A 17193-nucleotide genomic window follows, 5' to 3' on the forward strand; every position below is an offset into this window, starting at 1 on the left:
AGCACGCTGATCAATCCAGTTCCAACCTTACGCAATTTCATGACTTCCCCCTTTTCTTGACGCCGCATTTTCATTTTGTTCCGGTGAGCAGGTCGATCAGCGAACGCCCCATCACCTTTGCCGAGTCGAGCATATCGTCGACGCCGACATATTCATCCGGTTTGTGCGCCAGATCCAGAATGCCGGGCCCATAGGCGATACAATTTTTCAGTTTGCCGATCCGGTCGATATGTTTCTGGTCGTAGGTGCCCGGGCTGACGACGTATTCCGCGTCTTTACCCATGGTTTCGGAAATCGCCCTGGCAACGGACTGCACCACCGGCGCGTCGCGCTCGGTCATGGTCGGCAGCACCCGGTGCAACTCCCGCACGTCGTAGCGGAATTTCTCCCGTTTTCCTTCAACGGTTTTCAGAACCTCGTGGATTTCCGCCTGCACGTCCTCGATGTCTTCCTCAAGCAGGAAGCGGCGGTCGATCACCATCCGGCAACTATCGGGCACACAGGGGCTCGGAAGGCCGGTAAAATCCGCCTCGCCTTCCGCCTGGCCGCCATGGATCGAGTTGATGTTAAGCGTCGACTGGCGTGCGCCTTCGGGCACCACCGGCATTTCGGTCCGCTTTTCGGCCAGCGCCGGATAAAGGCTGTGCTCCATCTCCTCCAGCACCGCCCCCATGTGGCGCACGGCGCAGTCGCCGAGGAAGGGCATCGAGCCATGGGCAATCTCGCCGAAGGTCTCCACTTCTGCCCACCAGACGCCCCGGTGGCCGAGGCAGATGCGGTCCTTGTTGAGCGGCTCCGGAATGATGACGTGCTGCACACGGGACGGATCGAAATAACCTTTGCCGGCCAGATAGGCGACACCGCCGAAACCGCCGGATTCCTCATCCGCCGTGCCGCTGATCTCGATCGCTCCGGCAAAGTCCGGGGAAGCGGCCAGAAAGGCCTCGGCGGCGACAATGCTGGCGGCCAGGCCGCCCTTCATGTCGCAGGCACCGCGACCGAAGATCTTGCCGTCCTCCAGTTCGCCGCCGAAGGGATCCTTGGTCCAGCCGAGACCGACATCAACCACGTCGATGTGGGAATTGAAGTGAACGCACTCACCTGGCCGCGCCCCTTCCCGGCGCGCGACAACGTTCCAACGCGGATATTTCTCGCAATCGCCCGGCGTGCCATGGGCACGGATCAGTTCCACCTCGAAGCCGGAAGCCTTGAGGCGTGTGGAAAGATATTCGCAGATGTCCCGGTAGTTCTCGCCCGGCGGGTTGAGCGTCGGAATGCGCAAGAGATCCTGCGTCAGCGCGATCAGATCCTCGCGTCTTGAGTCGATTTCCCGGACCAGATCGTCTGCAAGCGACATTCGAAAACTTCCATAGATGGCAAAACTTAGAGGAACTATGCTACCGTCAAACTACGGTGCCAATACCGTAGGAACACGGTACTCCCGAGTACTTGCCAGCCGAACCCCTCCCGAGACCCCACATGAACGACTTTGAACAGCTTGCCTTTGAACATGCCCCGATGGGGCTCACCCTGACGGAGAACCGTATCATCCGCAGCTGCAACGAAACCTTCGCGCAGATGTTCGGCTACGCGAAACGGGACCTCATCGGCCGGAGTTTCCGCCTGCTCTACGGCTCGGACCAGGAGTTCCACCAGATCCGCGACATCGGCCTGGAACCCTTGCGCAAGTCCCTGCCCTATTCGGACGAACGGTTGATGCGCCGCTCCGACGGAACATTGTTCTGGTGCCGGTTCCGCGCCCGCACCCTGACCCCGGAAGCTCCACTTGCCCGGACGGTCCTGAGCTTTGCCCTCATCGACAATTCCCCCAGCGGACCGAAACTGACACCGAGAGAGCGCGAGGTTCTGCTGCTTCTTTCCAAGGGCCAGACCAGCAAGGAAATCGCCCGCGTCCTCGGCCTGTCGCCACGAACCGTGGAAGACGTGCGCGCAAGGCTTTTGAAGAAATTCCAGGTCAAGAACGTCGCCGTCCTCCTCGCCAGGCTTTCAGGCCACGGCACGGACGGCGCCCGCCCCTGACCCCCCCCTGTCAGGCGACGCAATCCAACAGCATCATCCACGCGAAGGCAGTGAAGCTCCGCAAAGAGGTGCTTTCCCTTGCCCGGCAGCCCACAACCTCTTTTGTGATCACATATTTCCTCTTCAAGAAGTGGAACTACTTCAAGATCTGATTCCTATTTATGTTTTAAATCCATATTTTTATTGGTTTTTTTATTCTCATATCGTCGCAGGAACTCATCCTGTTGACGAGTTTCAAATCCTCCTGCTATTTTTGATCACATTAATTGAGGATACCGAAGAATGCCGCAGACGCACTGCAACTCCTATTACGCCGCCACGGTCAACCATGTGACCGACTACCCCTGCCTTGAGAGCGAACACGAGGTGGACGTCGCCATCATCGGCGGCGGCTTTACCGGTGTGGCAAGTGCGGTTGAACTGAGCGAGCGCGGGCTGAAAGTGGCCCTCATTGAGGCAAACCGGATCGGCTGGGGCGCAACCGGCCGCAACGGCGGCCAGGTCACGGGAAGCCTTTCCGGCGACAAGGCGCTGACCCGGCAACTGCGCCGGAAGATCGGCGCCGAGGCCGAGGACTTCGTCTGGAACCTGCGCTGGCGCGGCCATGACATCATCAAGAACCGCGTCGAGAAATACGGCATCGCCTGCGACCTGAAACACGGCCACCTGCACACCGCCTATGAGCCCGCGCATATGGGGGAGCTCACGGACAGCCTGGAAGAGGCCGAGCAACGCGGCATGGGCGACAGGGTTTCGTTGCTCAAGGCTTCGGACATTCCGGATTACCTGGAGACCGACATTTATCATGGCGGCCTCCTGAACATGCGCAACATGCATCTTCATTCGCTGAACCTTTGCATCGGCGAAGCACGGGCGGCGGAAAGCATGGGCGCCCTGATTTTCGAGAACTCCAAGGTTCAGCGCATCGACCACGGTGCGACGCCCGCCGTCGTCACCGACAAGGGCCGTGTCAAGGCAAAGGCCGTGCTTCTGGCCGGCAACGCCTATCACCGCCTCGAACGCGGCAAATTGAACGGCTCGCTCTTTCCCGCCTCGCTTGGCAACATTGCCACGGTCAAGCTCGGCGACGAGGTTGCCCGGAAACTCAATCCGAAGGATCTGGCCGTCTATGATTGCCGCTTCGTGCTGGATTACTATCGGATGACGGCCGACAAGCGGCTGATGTTCGGCGGTGGCACCAATTATTCCGGCCGCGATTCCAAGGACATCGGCGAGGAACTTCGCCCCGCGATCGAGCGCACCTTCCCGAGGCTGAAGGGCGTGGAGATCGAGTTTGCCTGGACCGGCAGCGCCGGCATCGTGGTGAACCGCATTCCCCAGCTCGGCAAGCTGTCCGACAACGTCTTCTATGCACAAGGCTATTCCGGTCACGGCGTCGCCACCACTCATATCGTCGGCGAGATCATGGCGAATGCCATCACCGGTACGCTGGAGGAATTCGACGCCTTTGCCGGCATCAGCCACATCCGGCTGCCGCTCGGCGAATGGGCGGGGCAGCAGATGCTGGCCGTTGGCATGTGGTATTTCCAGCTGCTGGAACGGTTACGCCTTTCCGGAAGGCTCCCCGTCAAACGCAGCGCGGCGGCCTAAGCTCTCTTTTCAAGACCGGCACGAACACACCGGCACTGACAGTTACCCGGATCGGCCTGACCGCCGGTCCGCTCTTCGGAGGTTCCATGGATATCCTGCACGTCAACGATCAACCGGGCGAACACGCTCCGTCCTATTACGCGGCAACCGCCAACGAGATGCCGTCCTATCCGGCGCTTGAGGAAGAGATTTCCTGCGACGTCTGCATTGTCGGTGGCGGCTATACCGGTCTGTCTGCAGCCCTGCATCTGGCGGAACGGGGTTACGATGTCGTTCTGCTCGACGCCCACCGGGCGGGCTGGGGCGCATCGGGCCGCAACGGCGGCCAGGTCGGGTCCGGCCAGCGGGTCGAACAGGACGAACTGGAAGGCATGGTCGGCAAGGACAATGCCAGGCTACTGTGGGACATCGGCGAGGATTCCAAGAAGCTCGTCCGCTCCCTGATCGAGCGGTTCAACATCGACTGCGACTACAAGCCCGGCATCCTGCACGCCGACCACCGCAAGCGCTTCGTCCCCCACAGCCGCGCCTATGCCGAAAAGCTGCAGAAGGATTACGGTTACGAGCACATCCGCTTCGTCGATCAGGACGAAATCCGGTCCATGCTCGGCTCCACCGCCTATTACGGTGGCACGCTCGACACCGACAGCGGCCACCTGCACCCGCTCAACTTCGCGCTCGGGCTGGCACAGGCGGCAAGCGCTGCCGGAGCGCGCATTTTTGAGCGCTCCCAGGTGACCGGCTACACCCAGGGCGACCCGGTGCGGGTCGAAACAGCGCGCGGTGCGGTCAAGGCCCGCTACATGATCCTGGCCTGCAACGGCTATCTCGGCGGGCTCGACCGGCAGGTCGCCTCGCACGTCATGCCGATCAACAATTTCATCATCGCGACCGAGCCGCTTTCTGACGACAAGGCGCGCGAGCTGATCCGCGACGATGTCGCCGTCGGCGACAGCAAGTTCGTCATCAACTACTACCGCCTGTCGGCCGACAAGCGCATGCTGTTCGGCGGCGGCGAGAGCTACGGCTACAAGTTCCCGAAGGACATCAAGGGCTTCGTACGCTCCAAGATGCTGGAGATCTATCCTCAACTGAAGGACGTGCGGATCGACTACGGCTGGGGCGGTACGCTCGGCATCACCATGAGCCGCCTGCCGCATCTGGCACGCCTGTCGCCGAACGTCTTCTCTTCGGCAGGCTATTCCGGTCATGGCGTCGCGATGGCAACGCTGGCCGGCGAAGTCATGGCCGAGGCGATTGACGGCACCGCCTCCCGCTTCGACGTCATGTCAAACGTCCCGACCCCGCGCTTCCCGGGCGGCGACCGTCTGCGTTGGCCGCTGCTGGTGCTGGCCATGAGCTACTATTCGCTGCGCGACCGGCTTTGAGGGTCTTTCCCTGACCGAACGGCTGCGAACTGGCGACAATCCTCAAATTCGCCCGCCCGGACACAGCGTAACGAAGATCCCGGATCGGTGAGCCCAAAACTGACGACTTGGAAAAGCACATAGTTTTTTCATCTCCGGTCCCGGCTCGCGCTTCGCTCGGCCGGGATGACGGCGGAGAGGCCCTTTGTCTGCCGATCGTCCGAAAAAGGCCGGGACGGCGATATCGCGATGCCCCGGGCACTTGAGGCTTGGTAAGGCTGCCGAGATATCGGAGCTCGCACCAGTTCCGCAAGGCGCCACCCATATTTCGAGACCTCGTTGTGTTCCGCGTCTCAGGACGAGGCCCGAATTTGCACATGGCAGATCACCTAAGAAAAAGGCCGCGCTCCCAGCGAAGCGCGGCCTTTTTCTTAGATCCAAATGATTGACCCGATTGCCTTACCGCGGCGCCTTCAAAAAGTCCTTGATGCGCTTGGCGAAGGCGGCGGCATCGACGTCGCCGCCGAGGCTGGAAAGACCGCGCTCGGTGATCTCGGCAGGCAGCACGTCGCGGCGCGACTCGATCAAATCGCGCACGTAGCCCTCGGCGAATTCCGGATGGGGCTGGATGGTCAGCGCCTTGTTGTCATAGGCAAGCGCGGCGTATTTGCAGAAGGGAGTCGAGCCGATGACCCGGGCACCTTCGGGCAGCTCGGTCACCTGGTCCTGATGCCAGGCGTGCATCTTCAACTCGTCCTCGCCACCTTCGGCGTTCTCGATGCGGTAGGCCGTCTTGCCGACGTCCCAGCCGCCTGAATATTTCTCCACCTTGCCGCCGAGGGCTTGCGCAAGGATCTGGTGACCGAAGCAGATGCCGACGATCGGCACGCCTTCCGCATAGGCCTGGCGCAAGAACTCTTCCAGCTTCCCGATCCAGGAATGGTCTTCATAGACCCCGAACTTGGAGCCGGTGATGACATAGCCGTCGCAGGCCTTCGGGTTTTCAGGCAGTTCTCCGTCGAGCGCGGCAAAGCTTTCGAACTCGAAGTCGTCGTCGGCAAGCAGGCGCGCGAACATCGACGGGTAGTCGCCGTATTGCGGGGCAAGCTGCTCGGGCGGACGCCCGGTCTCGAGAATTCCGATTTTCATGTTTCCGTCCTTTGTGTCCTCCGGACGCAAGCGCACCGGAAGACCTTCACTTAGTCATTCATTAGGGTCTGGTCCAGCCCGGTTGTCACACGCCCAGCCTGTCGCGCAACCCGTACCACCAGGAGCCGATCACCGAATAGGGCACGCGGAAAGTACGACCGCCCGGGAACGGCAGATAGGGAAGTTTTTCGAAGACATCGAAGCGCGACAGATCACCGTCGACGGCTTCCGAAAGGATGCGGCCGAAGAGATGCGAACCGGTCACGCCGTGACCGCTGTAACCGTGGGCGAAATAGACGTTGGAGCCGAGCCGGCCGAGCTGAGGTACGCGTGAGAAAGACAGCGCGAAATTGCCGCTCCAGGCATGGTCGATCCGGACACCCTTGAGCTGCGGGAAGACCTTTTCCATGTTCGGCAAAAGCTTGGCCTTGATGTCCTTCGGATCGGCGCCGCCATAAACGGTGCCGCCGCCGAAGAGCAAACGTTTGTCTGCGCTGAGGCGGAAATAGTCCAGGATATAGCGGGCGTCCTCGACACAGACATCTGTCGGCAGCAGGGCCTTCGCCCGCTCCTCGCCGAGCGGTTCGGTGGCCATGACCTGGGTGGAAACCGGCATGACCCGTTTTTCCAGTTCCGGTACCGCATAACCGAGATAGGCATTACCGCACAAAAGAACGGTCTTCGCGCGCACCTCGCCGTTCCCTGTGTGGACGACCGGCTGCGGGCCGCTCTGGTCCACCGAGACGACGCGGGTCTGCTCGTGAATGACGCCACCGTTTTTCTCAAACGCCGCAGCCTCACCAAGAGCGAGGTTCAGCGGATGCATGTGGCCGCCGGAATGGTCCATCATGCCGCCGGCATAGGCATCACTTTCGATGTGCCGGCGCAGGGCCTCCCGGTCGAGCATCTCATGGTCGTCCATGCCGTGCCGCCGCCACAAGGCCTGTTTCGCCTCGAAGGCCTTCATGTGCCGGGCGTTATAAGCGGTGAAGAGGTTCTTGTCCTTCAGGTCGCATTGGATGTCATATTTTTCGACGCGCTCCCGGATGATCTTCGCGCCTTCCTGCAGCATCCGGCCGACATGACCGGCCGCTTCCGCGCCATAGCGGCTTTCGATGACATCCAGCCCGGCGTTCAGACCGTTGACGATCTGGCCGCCATTGCGCCCGGAGGCGCCCCAGCCCACCTTGGCACCTTCCAGCACGACGACCTTGTAGCCTTTCTCGGCCAGATGCAGCGCCGCGGACAGGCCGGAATAGCCGGCCCCGACAACGCAGATCTCGGTCTCCACCACACCCTTGAGCGCGGGACGTTCCGGCGCGGGATTCGCCGAAGCGGCATAATAGCTGCCCGGATAGCCGGTACCGCGGACCTCATGTGCTGCATGTGCGTTCATCGAACAGCCTCCAGAAGCTGATTTTGCCTGGGTCCGGCAGGCCAGACCTCAAACCGCCTGCCTACCGGATTTTGTTCACTGGCAAAGGCCACGCTCGCCAATGTGATCACATTCAATATTTGTGATCTCTTATTACCCTGGAAGTCAAGCCCCGTATCCAGTGATTTACACGATCATCCGCCGGTCTCGCGACTTGGTACTTCTCTATCACGAAACACATAGACAAATCGAAACACCGTTAAATTACAGGCGATTTCAGGGTTTTTCCGGCCCGGACCAACTTCCGCACCGCGAGGAGGACCGCTTTGTCAGCAGTTGACAAACAGCTTTTCGATTTGCATTTTGTGATCACATTTTTGGAGGACCCCCATGAACGCTTTCACAGCCGCCGACTGGCACGCCCGCGCCGACGCGCTTCAGTTCCGCAACCGCGCCTTCATCGACGGCCGATTTGTCGATGCCGTTTCGGGAGAGACCTTCGAGGCAACCAGCCCCGTGGACGGGCGGGTCCTGGCCGAGGTTGCCGCCTGCGACCGGGAAGACGTGGACCGCGCGGTCGCCTCCGCCCGCCGGGCCTTCGAGGATGGCCGCTGGCGCAGCCGCACTCCCGCCGAGCGCAAGCGCGTCCTGCTTGCATTTGCCGAGCTGATCCGCACCAACGGCGAGGAACTGGCGCTCACCGAAACGCTCGACATGGGCAAGCCGATTTCCGATGCGCTGTCGATCGACGTGCGCGCTACCGCAAACTGCTTTGCCTGGTATGCGGAGGCGATCGACAAGATCTACGACGAGATAGCCCCGACCGGCGAGGCGGACATCGCCATGATCACCCGTGAACCACTTGGTGTCGTTGCGGCGGTGGTGCCGTGGAACTTCCCGATGATCATGGCCGCCTGGAAGCTTGCTCCGGCGTTGGCATCCGGCAACTCGGTGGTGCTGAAACCTGCGGAACAGTCCTCCCTCACCGCCTTGCGCCTCGCCGAACTCGCGGTCGAGGCCGGCATTCCGGAAGGCGTCTTCAACGTCGTTACCGGCTTCGGCCCGACCGCCGGCAAGGCGCTCGGCCTGCACATGGATGTCGACGGCGTATTCTTCACCGGCTCCACGGAAGTCGGCAAACTGTTCATGCAATACGCCGGTCAGTCCAACCTGAAGAAGGTCGGCCTGGAATGCGGCGGCAAGAGCCCCAACGTGATCCTCGGCTCCTATTCCGACATCGACGGCGCGGCGGAAACGGCCGCCGGCGCGATCTTCTTCAATCAGGGTGAAATGTGCACCGCCGGATCGCGCCTGATCGTGGAACGCTCCGTACACGAGCGTGTGGTCGAGCGCATTGCCGCCGTCGCCGCCACCCGGCAGCCCGGCGACCCGCTCAATCCCTCCACGCAAATGGGCGCGCTGGTCGACGAGACCCACACCAAGCGCGTGCTCGGCTTTGTGGATGCCGCCCGCGAGGATGGCGCGACCATTGCCGCCGGCGGCGAACGTGCACGGGTGGAAAGCGGTGGCTGCTACGTCCAGCCCACCGTCTTCGACAATGTCGCCAACGACATGCGCGTCGCCAGGGAAGAGATCTTCGGCCCGATGCTGTCCGTGATCCCGGTCGACGATGCCGAGGAAGCGGCAAAGGTCGCCAATGATACCTGCTACGGTCTGGCGGCGGCTGTCTGGACAGACGACATCAACACCGCACACAAGTTCGCCAGGACACTTCGCGCCGGAATGGTCTACGTCAACTGCTATGACGCCGACGATATCTCCGTGCCCTTCGGCGGCTACAAGCAGTCGGGCATCGGCCGGGACAAGTCGCTTCACGCCTTCGACAAATACACGGAACTGAAAACCACCTGGATCAAGCTGCGCTGACCGGTTCAGGCCCAGAGCAGAGAGAACCGGGTTGCTACATCCAGGTGGTGACGGCACCCCGATTCGACCTGCGGCCCCTCGCCCCGGGGACCGGTTGGCGAACAGCAAGAACCGAAGTCCGGTGAAAGGACGAAGAGCCCCGCTTCAATCCGGCATCACCGTTCGCAGCGTCGTAACCGGCGTTTCGCCGAAACGCTCCTTGTAGACCTGCGAGAAGCGGCCAAAATGGGAAAAGCCCCAGCGTGTCGCGATGGCTGTTACCGATGCCCTGGCATCGCTGGACAGAAGTTCCTGATGGATGCGCGACAGACGGGCGTCGCGGACATATCTGAGCGGCGTGGTATCCCGGAACTTGCGAAAGGCATTTTGCAGGGTTCTCGGGGTGGTGTTGGCGGCGAGCGCGATGTCCTCGATGGTCAGCGGTTCGTCCAGATGCGCCTCGATATAGGCCTCGGCGAGACGGAGATGCTTGGGCGTGGCAGGAACCGCTCCCAGTCCCAGAGCATTCGTATAGTTGCTGGGAAGCGCCTCGATCAGCCCGGTCATGATGGTGTTCTCGAGCTGCCGGCTCATCAGGCCCGGCACGCCGTAGGCCAGCCGTCCGGCATCGACTTCCGAAATAACATGCAAAATCAAGCTTTTCAGTTGAAGACCGACACCCCGGGTCAAGTCCAGCGGCCCCTGGAAGGTCAAGGGGTCACGGGCCTGCCCGCCGACAAGGCTGCCCAGGTGACTTTGCAGCGCCGTGCGCTCGATCTGGACCAGTAGCTGCCGCGTGCCCTCCTCCCAGATCATCGTGGTCTCGCGATGCGGGTTCAGCACTGCCGCCGCCTTCGGATCGGAGAAGTAGAGATCCGTCCCGTTGCGGATCATGGCTCCACCCGCCAGCGGGATCTGCAAAAGGTAGAATGTCTCCAATGCACTTGGAGATATAAGGGTTTTCGCACCGTATTCGATATAGTTGAGAGACATCCGCTCGCCGCGGACGTGATGATGACAGGCGTCGGTCCCGCCCTTGCCGATGACGTCCAACCGGTGCTCGCAAAAGATTCTTGCGACCTGCTCTCGTGCCTCGTCCAGTTCAATGGTCCGGAACAGGGCATGGTGCGCAAGAGGCTTGCGCAGCGCTGTCTTCCCAAACTGTGGCGAGCCCCGAACCATGCGTGAATATAACATTCCTGACGTACCGGCGAAGTGATTTTTTCGTTTTTCGGATAGCCCACGCCTTTTCCGGATAGCGCAACTCGAAACTCGGGCCTCAAATTACTTGCAAACGCACACATCTGGGAGGAAAGCATGCGTGGTCTGGAAGGAAAGGTGGCAATCGTGCCGGGAGGTGCCACCAAGATCGGCGCGGCGATCGTATCGGCGTTCCGCGCAGCCGGCACCAGGGTGATGGTGGCCGACATCGATACCGAAGCCGGTTCCGCACTTGCGGGCGACGGCGTCGCCTTCACCGAAACAAACCTGCGCGACGACGCGTCGATCGCAGCCCTCGTGGAGGCTACCAAAAAGGAATTCGGCCGGATCGACTTCCTGGTCAACGTCGCCTGTTCCTATCTCGACAACGGCATGGAGTCCACGCGGGCCGAATGGCTTGAAAGCCTGGACGTGAACGTCGTCGGGTCGGTCATGCTCATGCAGGCCGCACGCGAGGAGCTGGCAAAGAACCGGGGGGCGATTGTCAACTTCGGGTCCATCTCGTCGCGGGTAGCGCAGACCGGACGCTGGCTCTACCCGGTCTCGAAGGCCGCTATCCTGCAGCTCACACGCAATCAGGCAATGGACCTGGCGCCCGACGGCATCCGCGTGAACGCGGTGTCCCCGGGATGGACCTGGTCGAACATCATGGACCAGCTGACCGGTGGCAACCGGGAAAAGACCGACAGTGTGGCAGCCCCATTCCACCTGCTCGGCCGGGTGGCGAACCCGGAGGAAGTGGCCAGTGCCGTTCTGTTCCTGTGTTCTGACGAAGCCGGCTTCATTACCGGAACCGACATCAGGGTCGATGGCGGCTACACGGCAATGGGGCCGGAACGCGCTGAACCGGCGATCCCGCTGCTGATGGATTGAACTGCTTTATTTGCTTTTCTTGGGAGGAAAACAATGCGGAAAATAACGATCGTTGGAGGCGGACAATCCGGCCTGCAGCTTGGAATAGGCCTTCTGAAAGACGGATATCAGGTGCGCATCGTCCAGAACCGGACCGGCGAGGAGATCGCGGGCGGCCGGGTGATGTCCAGCCAGTGCATGTTCCACACCGCCGTTCAGAACGAGCGCGACATCGGTATCGACTTCTGGTCCGGTACCTGCCCGCCGGTGGAGGGCATCAGCTTCTCCGTTCCCGATCCGGAAGGCTCCGGAAACAAGGTGATCGACTGGGCAGGCCGCCTGGACAACAACGCCTACTCGGTGGACCAGCGCGTGAAAATGCCGGTCTGGATGGACGAGTTCACCAAACTTGGCGGTCAGCTGGTCATCGCCGATGCAGGGATTGCAGATCTCGAAAACTATACCCGGCAGGACGATCTGGTTCTGGTCGCCTCGGGCAAGGGCGAAATCGGCCGGCTGTTCGAGCGTGACGCCGAAAAATCGCCTTATGACAAGCCGATGCGCGCGCTTGCCCTGACCTATGTGAAGGGCATGACGCCGCGGCCTGAGCATTCCGCGGTGAATTTCAACCTGATCCCCGGCGTCGGCGAATATTTCGTCTTTCCGGCGCTGACCACCTCCGGCCCCTGCGAAATCATGGTGTTCGAGGGCGTCCCCGGCGGCCCGATGGATTGCTGGGGTGAGGTGAAAAGCCCCGACCAGCACCTGGCCAAGTCGAAGGAGATCCTGAACACCTTCCTGCCCTGGGAAGCCGAGCGTTGCAGGGACCTGGAACTGACAGACGACAACGGCATTCTCGCGGGCCGTTTTCCACCGACCATCCGTCATCCCGTGGGGACACTGCCCTCGGGACGCAAGGTACTCGGGATCGGCGATGCCGTGTGTCTCAACGATCCGATCACCGGCCAGGGTTCGAACAACGCCTCCAAGGCGGCGGCGGTCTACCACAGGCGGATCCGCGAAAACGGCGACAAACCGTTCGACCACGCCTGGATGCAGGGCACATTCGACGCGTTCTGGGACTACGCCCAATGGGTTGTGACCTGGACCAACATGCTGCTGGTGCCGCCGCCCCCCTTCGTCCTGGAGATCATGGGAACCGCCGGAGCGTTGCCGACGCTGGCGCATCGCATGGCCAACGGCTTCGACGACCCCCGCGATTTCTTCCCGTGGTTCGCCGACCCGAACGCGGCGGCGGCCTATCTGAACGAGCTGAAAGCGGCTTGAGACATGATGGCCATTTCACCGGATGAATTCCGCGCGGCGATGCAACGCTTCCCGGGTGTCGTGACGATCGTCACGACATCCGGCACCGGAGAGCGGCTGGGGGTCACGGCGACGGCGGTGTCCTCGGTCTCCGCCGACCCGCCCAGCCTTCTGGTCTGCCTCAACCGCAACACCGGCACCTGTCAGGTCGTGGACGAGACCGGACGGTTTAACGTCAATCTCCTGACCGAACCTGCCGGGGACCTTGCCATGCGCTTTGCAGGAGCCGGCGGCGTGACCGGCGAAGCAAAATTCGACGAAGGCGACTGGTGTGAAGACGAACGCGGACTACCCTTCCTCAAGGATGCCCTGGTGGGCTTTTCCTGCGACGTCTCGGAACGGATCGAGGCCAGCAGCCACCTGATCTTCATCGGCGAAATCCAGTCGGTCCGGCTCAGCGAAGGCTCGCCCCTGCTTTACGAGCGAAGCACGTTCCGCACCCTCGGCCCCGTGGCGGCATAGGAGCTGCCGGGCCTGTGCGCTTTCACCAAGTTCGCAACGCCATACGCAACCCCTGCCGCGCCGACGGAGCGGAGGAAATTCGCAAACTTCAGCAAATCCGGGGAAAGTGGCGCAACTGAAGACCACCTGGATCAAGCTGCGCTGTTTCTTTCGCGCTCAAGACTGGCGCCGGAGCTCTCCTCCGGAGCCAGCAAGCGGCATGTCCCGCAGCCACAAGGTCAGCAGTGGTCAACGACGACGGCCGGAGAAATATCATCACACGGCCCGCCTCCGCTCCTCTATTTGATCCTGGATCGCACATAACTCCGGTTGTTGGACAAAAGCGAACTCTTGCCCACGTCCTCCAGGCCCCTCTCGTAGATTTCGGCGGCCCGGCCCCATCCCTCGTCATTGAAATGCTGGCGCGCCCAGCGCTCGTAGACGGAAACCTTTGCGTTATGAAGCGTCTTGTCTTCAATTGCCTGTGCGGTTTCTTCCAGGAATACGAGCGCAGCGTCCGGCGTTCCGTTGTCAACGAGCCTGATCACGTGACGCGAGATAACTGACTCCAGAACCCCCTCTCGCGATTTGGACGACGGGAAGACCTCCTTCATCTCCACCACGGCAGCCACCAGGCTCACGGCGCCACCGTCGTCGAGTGCTTCCTTCGCCCATTCCTGAAACGCATAGGGAATGTTGCGTTTCAGGTCGCTGGAGTCCGGGATGATGTCCAGTCCCGTGCGATAGGCCGTCAGGGCGGCCGGCCAGTCCCGCCTTGATAGCAGCGCATCACCCTGGTCCCTGTAAAGAACGATCGTCAGGGAACGGACGTCCTTTGGCGCCAGGAACGTGCGGGCCAGCACCACCTGCGCTTTCGCGTCGTCGAGGCGGCCGGACTTGACCATGCCGGAAACAAGGCGCTTCAGCGTTTTCGCACCCATTTTTGCGACGGCCTGGTCACCCGGAAAAAGGGCAACCAGTTCCTTCATTGCCCGAGCGACACCCTCCGCCCCGTCCGTGGCGCCGGCGGACTTGGTCCATTCCTGGGCAACATAGGCGACATTGTTGGAGAATATTCGCTCCTCCCCGATCTGGCGGCGCCCCTCGGAGTAGATCGCGGCCGCGCGCCCCCAGTCTTTCGCCTTGATCGCCCGGCCCGCCTCGTTGTCGACAACATAGAGCCTGAGATCCCGGTAGGTATCCGCCGAAAGCAGAAGCTGTGCTTCATTGAGGTAATCAAGCGCACCGGTGTAATCGGCCTCCTTGACCAGTTTCAGCACATGGCGTTTCAGTTCGGCCTCGCCGAAACCCTTGCCGGCGGCAAAAGCCGGAAACAGCACCCGCATGCGTTCGACGACCTCTTTAAGCCGGCTGCTCCCCCCTTCGGCCAAGGCAGCGCGCTGCCATTCCTGCACGACATAACGGGCGTTCTGGCGGATGTAGTAGTCGTCGGGAAAGCGGCCCAAAGCGGCCGAATAGAGATCTGCCGCAGCTTGCCAGTCCCGCTTTTCGATGAGGTTTGCGCCATAGGTCCTGTAGACTTCTGCGGAAAGTTCCATGTCCGCACCGGCCGCCTCGAGCACAGGTTCGGCACGCGTGGCCATCTCCAACGCCTGTTCGATCGGCATGCCGGCAGATGCAGCGGCGCGGATCTTGCGGGCCGTATAGGCTTCGGCGATCTTGCCGAGGTTGCCAGGCGTCCGGAACCGCTCGGCCATATCCGACAGAACCGCAAGACCGGCATCGAAATCCGCGGCGGCTTCCGCCCAGGTCTGGGCCAGGTAGCGGATCGAGCGCGCAACCCTTTTGCTTGCCGGATAGGCGGCAAGGCCATCGCTCAGAACAAGCGCAGCGGCAGCATATTCCCCGTCCCGCATAGCCCTGTCGGCGTGCCTGAGAAACAGGCGCTCCCTCCATTCGTCGAGATCCGCGCGCGCCTTGCCCTTCAGCATCGTCAGGCCCAGATCCACCCTTTCAAGGGCAGCCTCCCAGGCCCCCTTTCCTATGTCCTCTTCGCCCGGGCGAATGAACAGGGTCGCAAGCAACGGATCAAAGTCCACGTCGGGGATCTCGCGCGCGCCGCCCGTCAACAGGTCGATCGCTCCGGCAATGTCGCCGGCTTCCGCAGTCGCCAGCGCCCAATCCTGCCAGATCCGGACCTGGATGCTGGCGAGCCCCCTGTCATCGGGCGCAAGCTGCCGCCCCAAGGCCGCCACCTTGGCAGCCTCTTGCCAACGCCCGCCTTTTGACAGGTCGCGGCTCCAGCGCCCCAGGGCCGCCAGCGAGTTCGTCGCGGCCGAACTGAACTCCGGATCGAGGCTCATCGCCCGGAAATTCGCCATGAGTGCCTGACGGTAGTCGCCCTGACGAAGGAAACCGACGCCGTGATTGTAGTAGATCAGTGCGGCCAGTCCCGCGCGCCCGATTTCCCGCCGCTTGGTTTTGTTCGACTGCGGAATGTATTCAAATCCGGTGAGAAGCTCGAATTCCGCGATGCGTTTGCGGCGCGGGTTGAACCCTCTGGCAGTTGTGGTCTCGACATCCACGTGGTCCGCCCCGTCGTAGAGGATCGAGAAGGCATGATCCGGCACCTCGATGGCGCGAAGATCAAGTCCCAGCCTCTGTCCAAGCGCATTGTAGATCACGGCCGAGGAGACGCAGTTGAAGAGCGCGTCGTCGATGACGGTCGAAAGGTCGGTCTGTTTTTCCCGGTATCCTCCCGACAGCACGTTTTCATGCAGCCACGTCAAAAGCCCGGCGCCTAGCTCGAGCGCCGGCGCGTTGACGTCGAGTTCGGCGCGCAGCCGGTCTTCATAGGCGTCGAGCCGGGCAATGTAACCGGCACGCGCGGCGGCATCCCGCACGCCGGAGGCGATCAGGGCGATTTCCTCGAAGTCCCGCTGACTGATATTGCCGTCCGAGGTCCGCTCGAAAACCTTCCGCTCATCCTCACTGAGAGTGAACCCGCTGTCCCCCAGCGTGGTCAGCGCCTCGATCACCTCGAGCGCGCGGACGGGGCTCTCGCCGAACTTGTACCGCGACTGAGGCGGACCAGGCTGACCGCGCAACTCGATGTCGGCCAGCGACAGTTCCACCGCCTCCCGGGCGGGATAAAGCCGCAGCATCACCCAGTTGGCGCCGGAGGAAGGAAACTTGATGGTCTGACTTGGGGCCAGGGGATCAAGCTCTCCGTTGCGTACGGAACGGAAACCGTGGGTCGGCGAAACGGTTGAAAACAGAAGGTCAAAACCCGCAGCGCGCGGTGCGCCATCCGTATGGACGATCACCAGTTCTTCCGAGGCAATTCCCTCCCCGGGGTAGGCGAACACGAGGTCAAGCGGGGAAGCATCCTCCAGCTTGAAGCGCGCCGATGTCCCGTGGTCGCCGTCAAGCAGCGCCTGCAGCTGGTCAGGTCGAACGCTATCGCCAAGTCCTGGTACGGGACGCGCCAGGGGTGGCGCAAAGAGGTTCTGCAGCGTGTCCGCCGCCGGCGGAGAAGTCAGACTGAGGGTTGCGAGAGCTGTCAGGACGAAAAGCTGCAGCGCTGCCCGGCGGCTTCCGCCTCTTGCCAATAGTCCGTCGAAAATCCGCTTCGGGCCTGGCCGGACAGCATAAGGAAAGTCCGGCTCCGCGATCCGCGCGGCGGCATAGCGTTTGAAGTCCTTGCTGGAATTGCCAGTACCCATCACGGCCTCCCTGCCTCAAATCTAAGGAAGAAGGCGTCCAGGAATCCAGAGTTTATTCGCCCATGCGCTTTCACATCTGAAAATATTTGCGAGACATGGCCGGTCAAAGCAACCCTGAGTTACCGGGACAGCAGCCGGTTTTGAGCACGCAGCTCAACCGACCGGATTTCAGAAGGCGTAATATCGGCAACATTGGTAAAATGGCGGAGAGGAAGGGATTCGAACCCTCGAGACGGTTCCCCGTCTACTCCCTTAGCAG

At 61.7% G+C, this 17193-nt stretch carries 12 protein-coding genes; 7 read left to right on the forward strand and 5 right to left on the reverse strand.

The annotated features are described in order from the left end of the window. Nucleotides 1-70: 70 nt before the first annotated feature. Entirely contained in the window at nt 71-1357 is a 1287-nt protein-coding gene (locus ACQY7U_RS22330) for an acetylornithine deacetylase/succinyl-diaminopimelate desuccinylase family protein (protein WP_428649559.1), read from the reverse strand. A gap of 122 nt (nt 1358-1479) precedes the next feature. Here ACQY7U_RS22330 and ACQY7U_RS22335 point away from each other — a divergent pair, with 122 nt between their 5' ends. The 3 genes from ACQY7U_RS22335 (at nt 1480) to ACQY7U_RS22345 (ending at nt 5039) form a co-directional block, all read left to right on the forward strand. Further along, nucleotides 1480-2040: a LuxR C-terminal-related transcriptional regulator gene (locus ACQY7U_RS22335; RefSeq protein ID WP_428649562.1), complete on the forward strand. Its 561-nt coding sequence runs from the start codon at nt 1480-1482 to the stop codon at nt 2038-2040. Nucleotides 2041-2322: 282 nt separating this feature from the next. Next, on the forward strand, nt 2323-3651 hold the full coding sequence (locus tag ACQY7U_RS22340) for an NAD(P)/FAD-dependent oxidoreductase (protein ID WP_428649565.1): 1329 nt from the start codon (nt 2323-2325) through the stop codon (nt 3649-3651). 86 nt (nt 3652-3737) lie between these two features. Next, nucleotides 3738-5039, forward strand: a complete 1302-nt coding sequence (locus ACQY7U_RS22345) for an NAD(P)/FAD-dependent oxidoreductase (RefSeq protein WP_428649568.1) — start codon at nt 3738-3740, stop codon at nt 5037-5039. Nucleotides 5040-5477: 438 nt separating this feature from the next. On the opposite strand, the gene ACQY7U_RS22350 is transcribed toward ACQY7U_RS22345, so the two are convergent. Both ACQY7U_RS22350 and ACQY7U_RS22355 read right to left on the reverse strand, forming a co-directional pair. Further along, nucleotides 5478-6167 (reverse strand): type 1 glutamine amidotransferase, encoded by a 690-nt coding sequence (locus ACQY7U_RS22350; RefSeq protein WP_428649571.1) that lies wholly within the window; start codon nt 6165-6167, stop codon nt 5478-5480. Nucleotides 6168-6252: 85 nt separating this feature from the next. After that, nucleotides 6253-7563, reverse strand: coding sequence for an NAD(P)/FAD-dependent oxidoreductase (locus ACQY7U_RS22355; protein ID WP_428649573.1), 1311 nt, complete (start codon nt 7561-7563; stop codon nt 6253-6255). 369 nt (nt 7564-7932) lie between these two features. On the opposite strand from ACQY7U_RS22355, the gene ACQY7U_RS22360 reads away from it, so the two are divergent. Continuing rightward, entirely contained in the window at nt 7933-9429 is a 1497-nt protein-coding gene (locus ACQY7U_RS22360; RefSeq protein ID WP_428649575.1) for an aldehyde dehydrogenase, read from the forward strand. 144 nt (nt 9430-9573) lie between these two features. On the opposite strand, the gene ACQY7U_RS22365 is transcribed toward ACQY7U_RS22360, so the two are convergent. Then, nucleotides 9574-10590, reverse strand: coding sequence for an AraC family transcriptional regulator (locus ACQY7U_RS22365; protein ID WP_428649578.1), 1017 nt, complete (start codon nt 10588-10590; stop codon nt 9574-9576). 135 nt (nt 10591-10725) lie between these two features. Between ACQY7U_RS22365 and ACQY7U_RS22370 the strand changes: the two genes are divergently transcribed. Genes ACQY7U_RS22370 through ACQY7U_RS22380 form a run of 3 tightly spaced genes read left to right on the forward strand, consistent with a single transcriptional unit; the run spans nt 10726 to nt 13269 of the window. Further along, entirely contained in the window at nt 10726-11502 is a 777-nt protein-coding gene (locus ACQY7U_RS22370) for an SDR family oxidoreductase (protein ID WP_428649580.1), read from the forward strand. A gap of 33 nt (nt 11503-11535) precedes the next feature. Further along, on the forward strand, nt 11536-12768 hold the full coding sequence (locus tag ACQY7U_RS22375) for a styrene monooxygenase/indole monooxygenase family protein (RefSeq protein WP_428649582.1): 1233 nt from the start codon (nt 11536-11538) through the stop codon (nt 12766-12768). Between the two features lie 6 nt (nt 12769-12774). Further along, a complete protein-coding gene (locus ACQY7U_RS22380; RefSeq protein WP_428649585.1) occupies nt 12775-13269 on the forward strand; it encodes a flavin reductase family protein in 495 nt (164 codons plus the stop codon). Nucleotides 13270-13547: 278 nt separating this feature from the next. Here ACQY7U_RS22380 and ACQY7U_RS22385 read toward each other — a convergent pair whose 3' ends face one another. Then, nucleotides 13548-16934, reverse strand: coding sequence for a hypothetical protein (locus ACQY7U_RS22385; RefSeq protein ID WP_428649587.1), 3387 nt, complete (start codon nt 16932-16934; stop codon nt 13548-13550). Nucleotides 16935-17193: the final 259 nt, after the last annotated feature.

It is taken from the genome of Roseibium sp. (genome assembly GCF_050301095.1).
Classification (GTDB): domain Bacteria; phylum Pseudomonadota; class Alphaproteobacteria; order Rhizobiales; family Stappiaceae; genus Roseibium.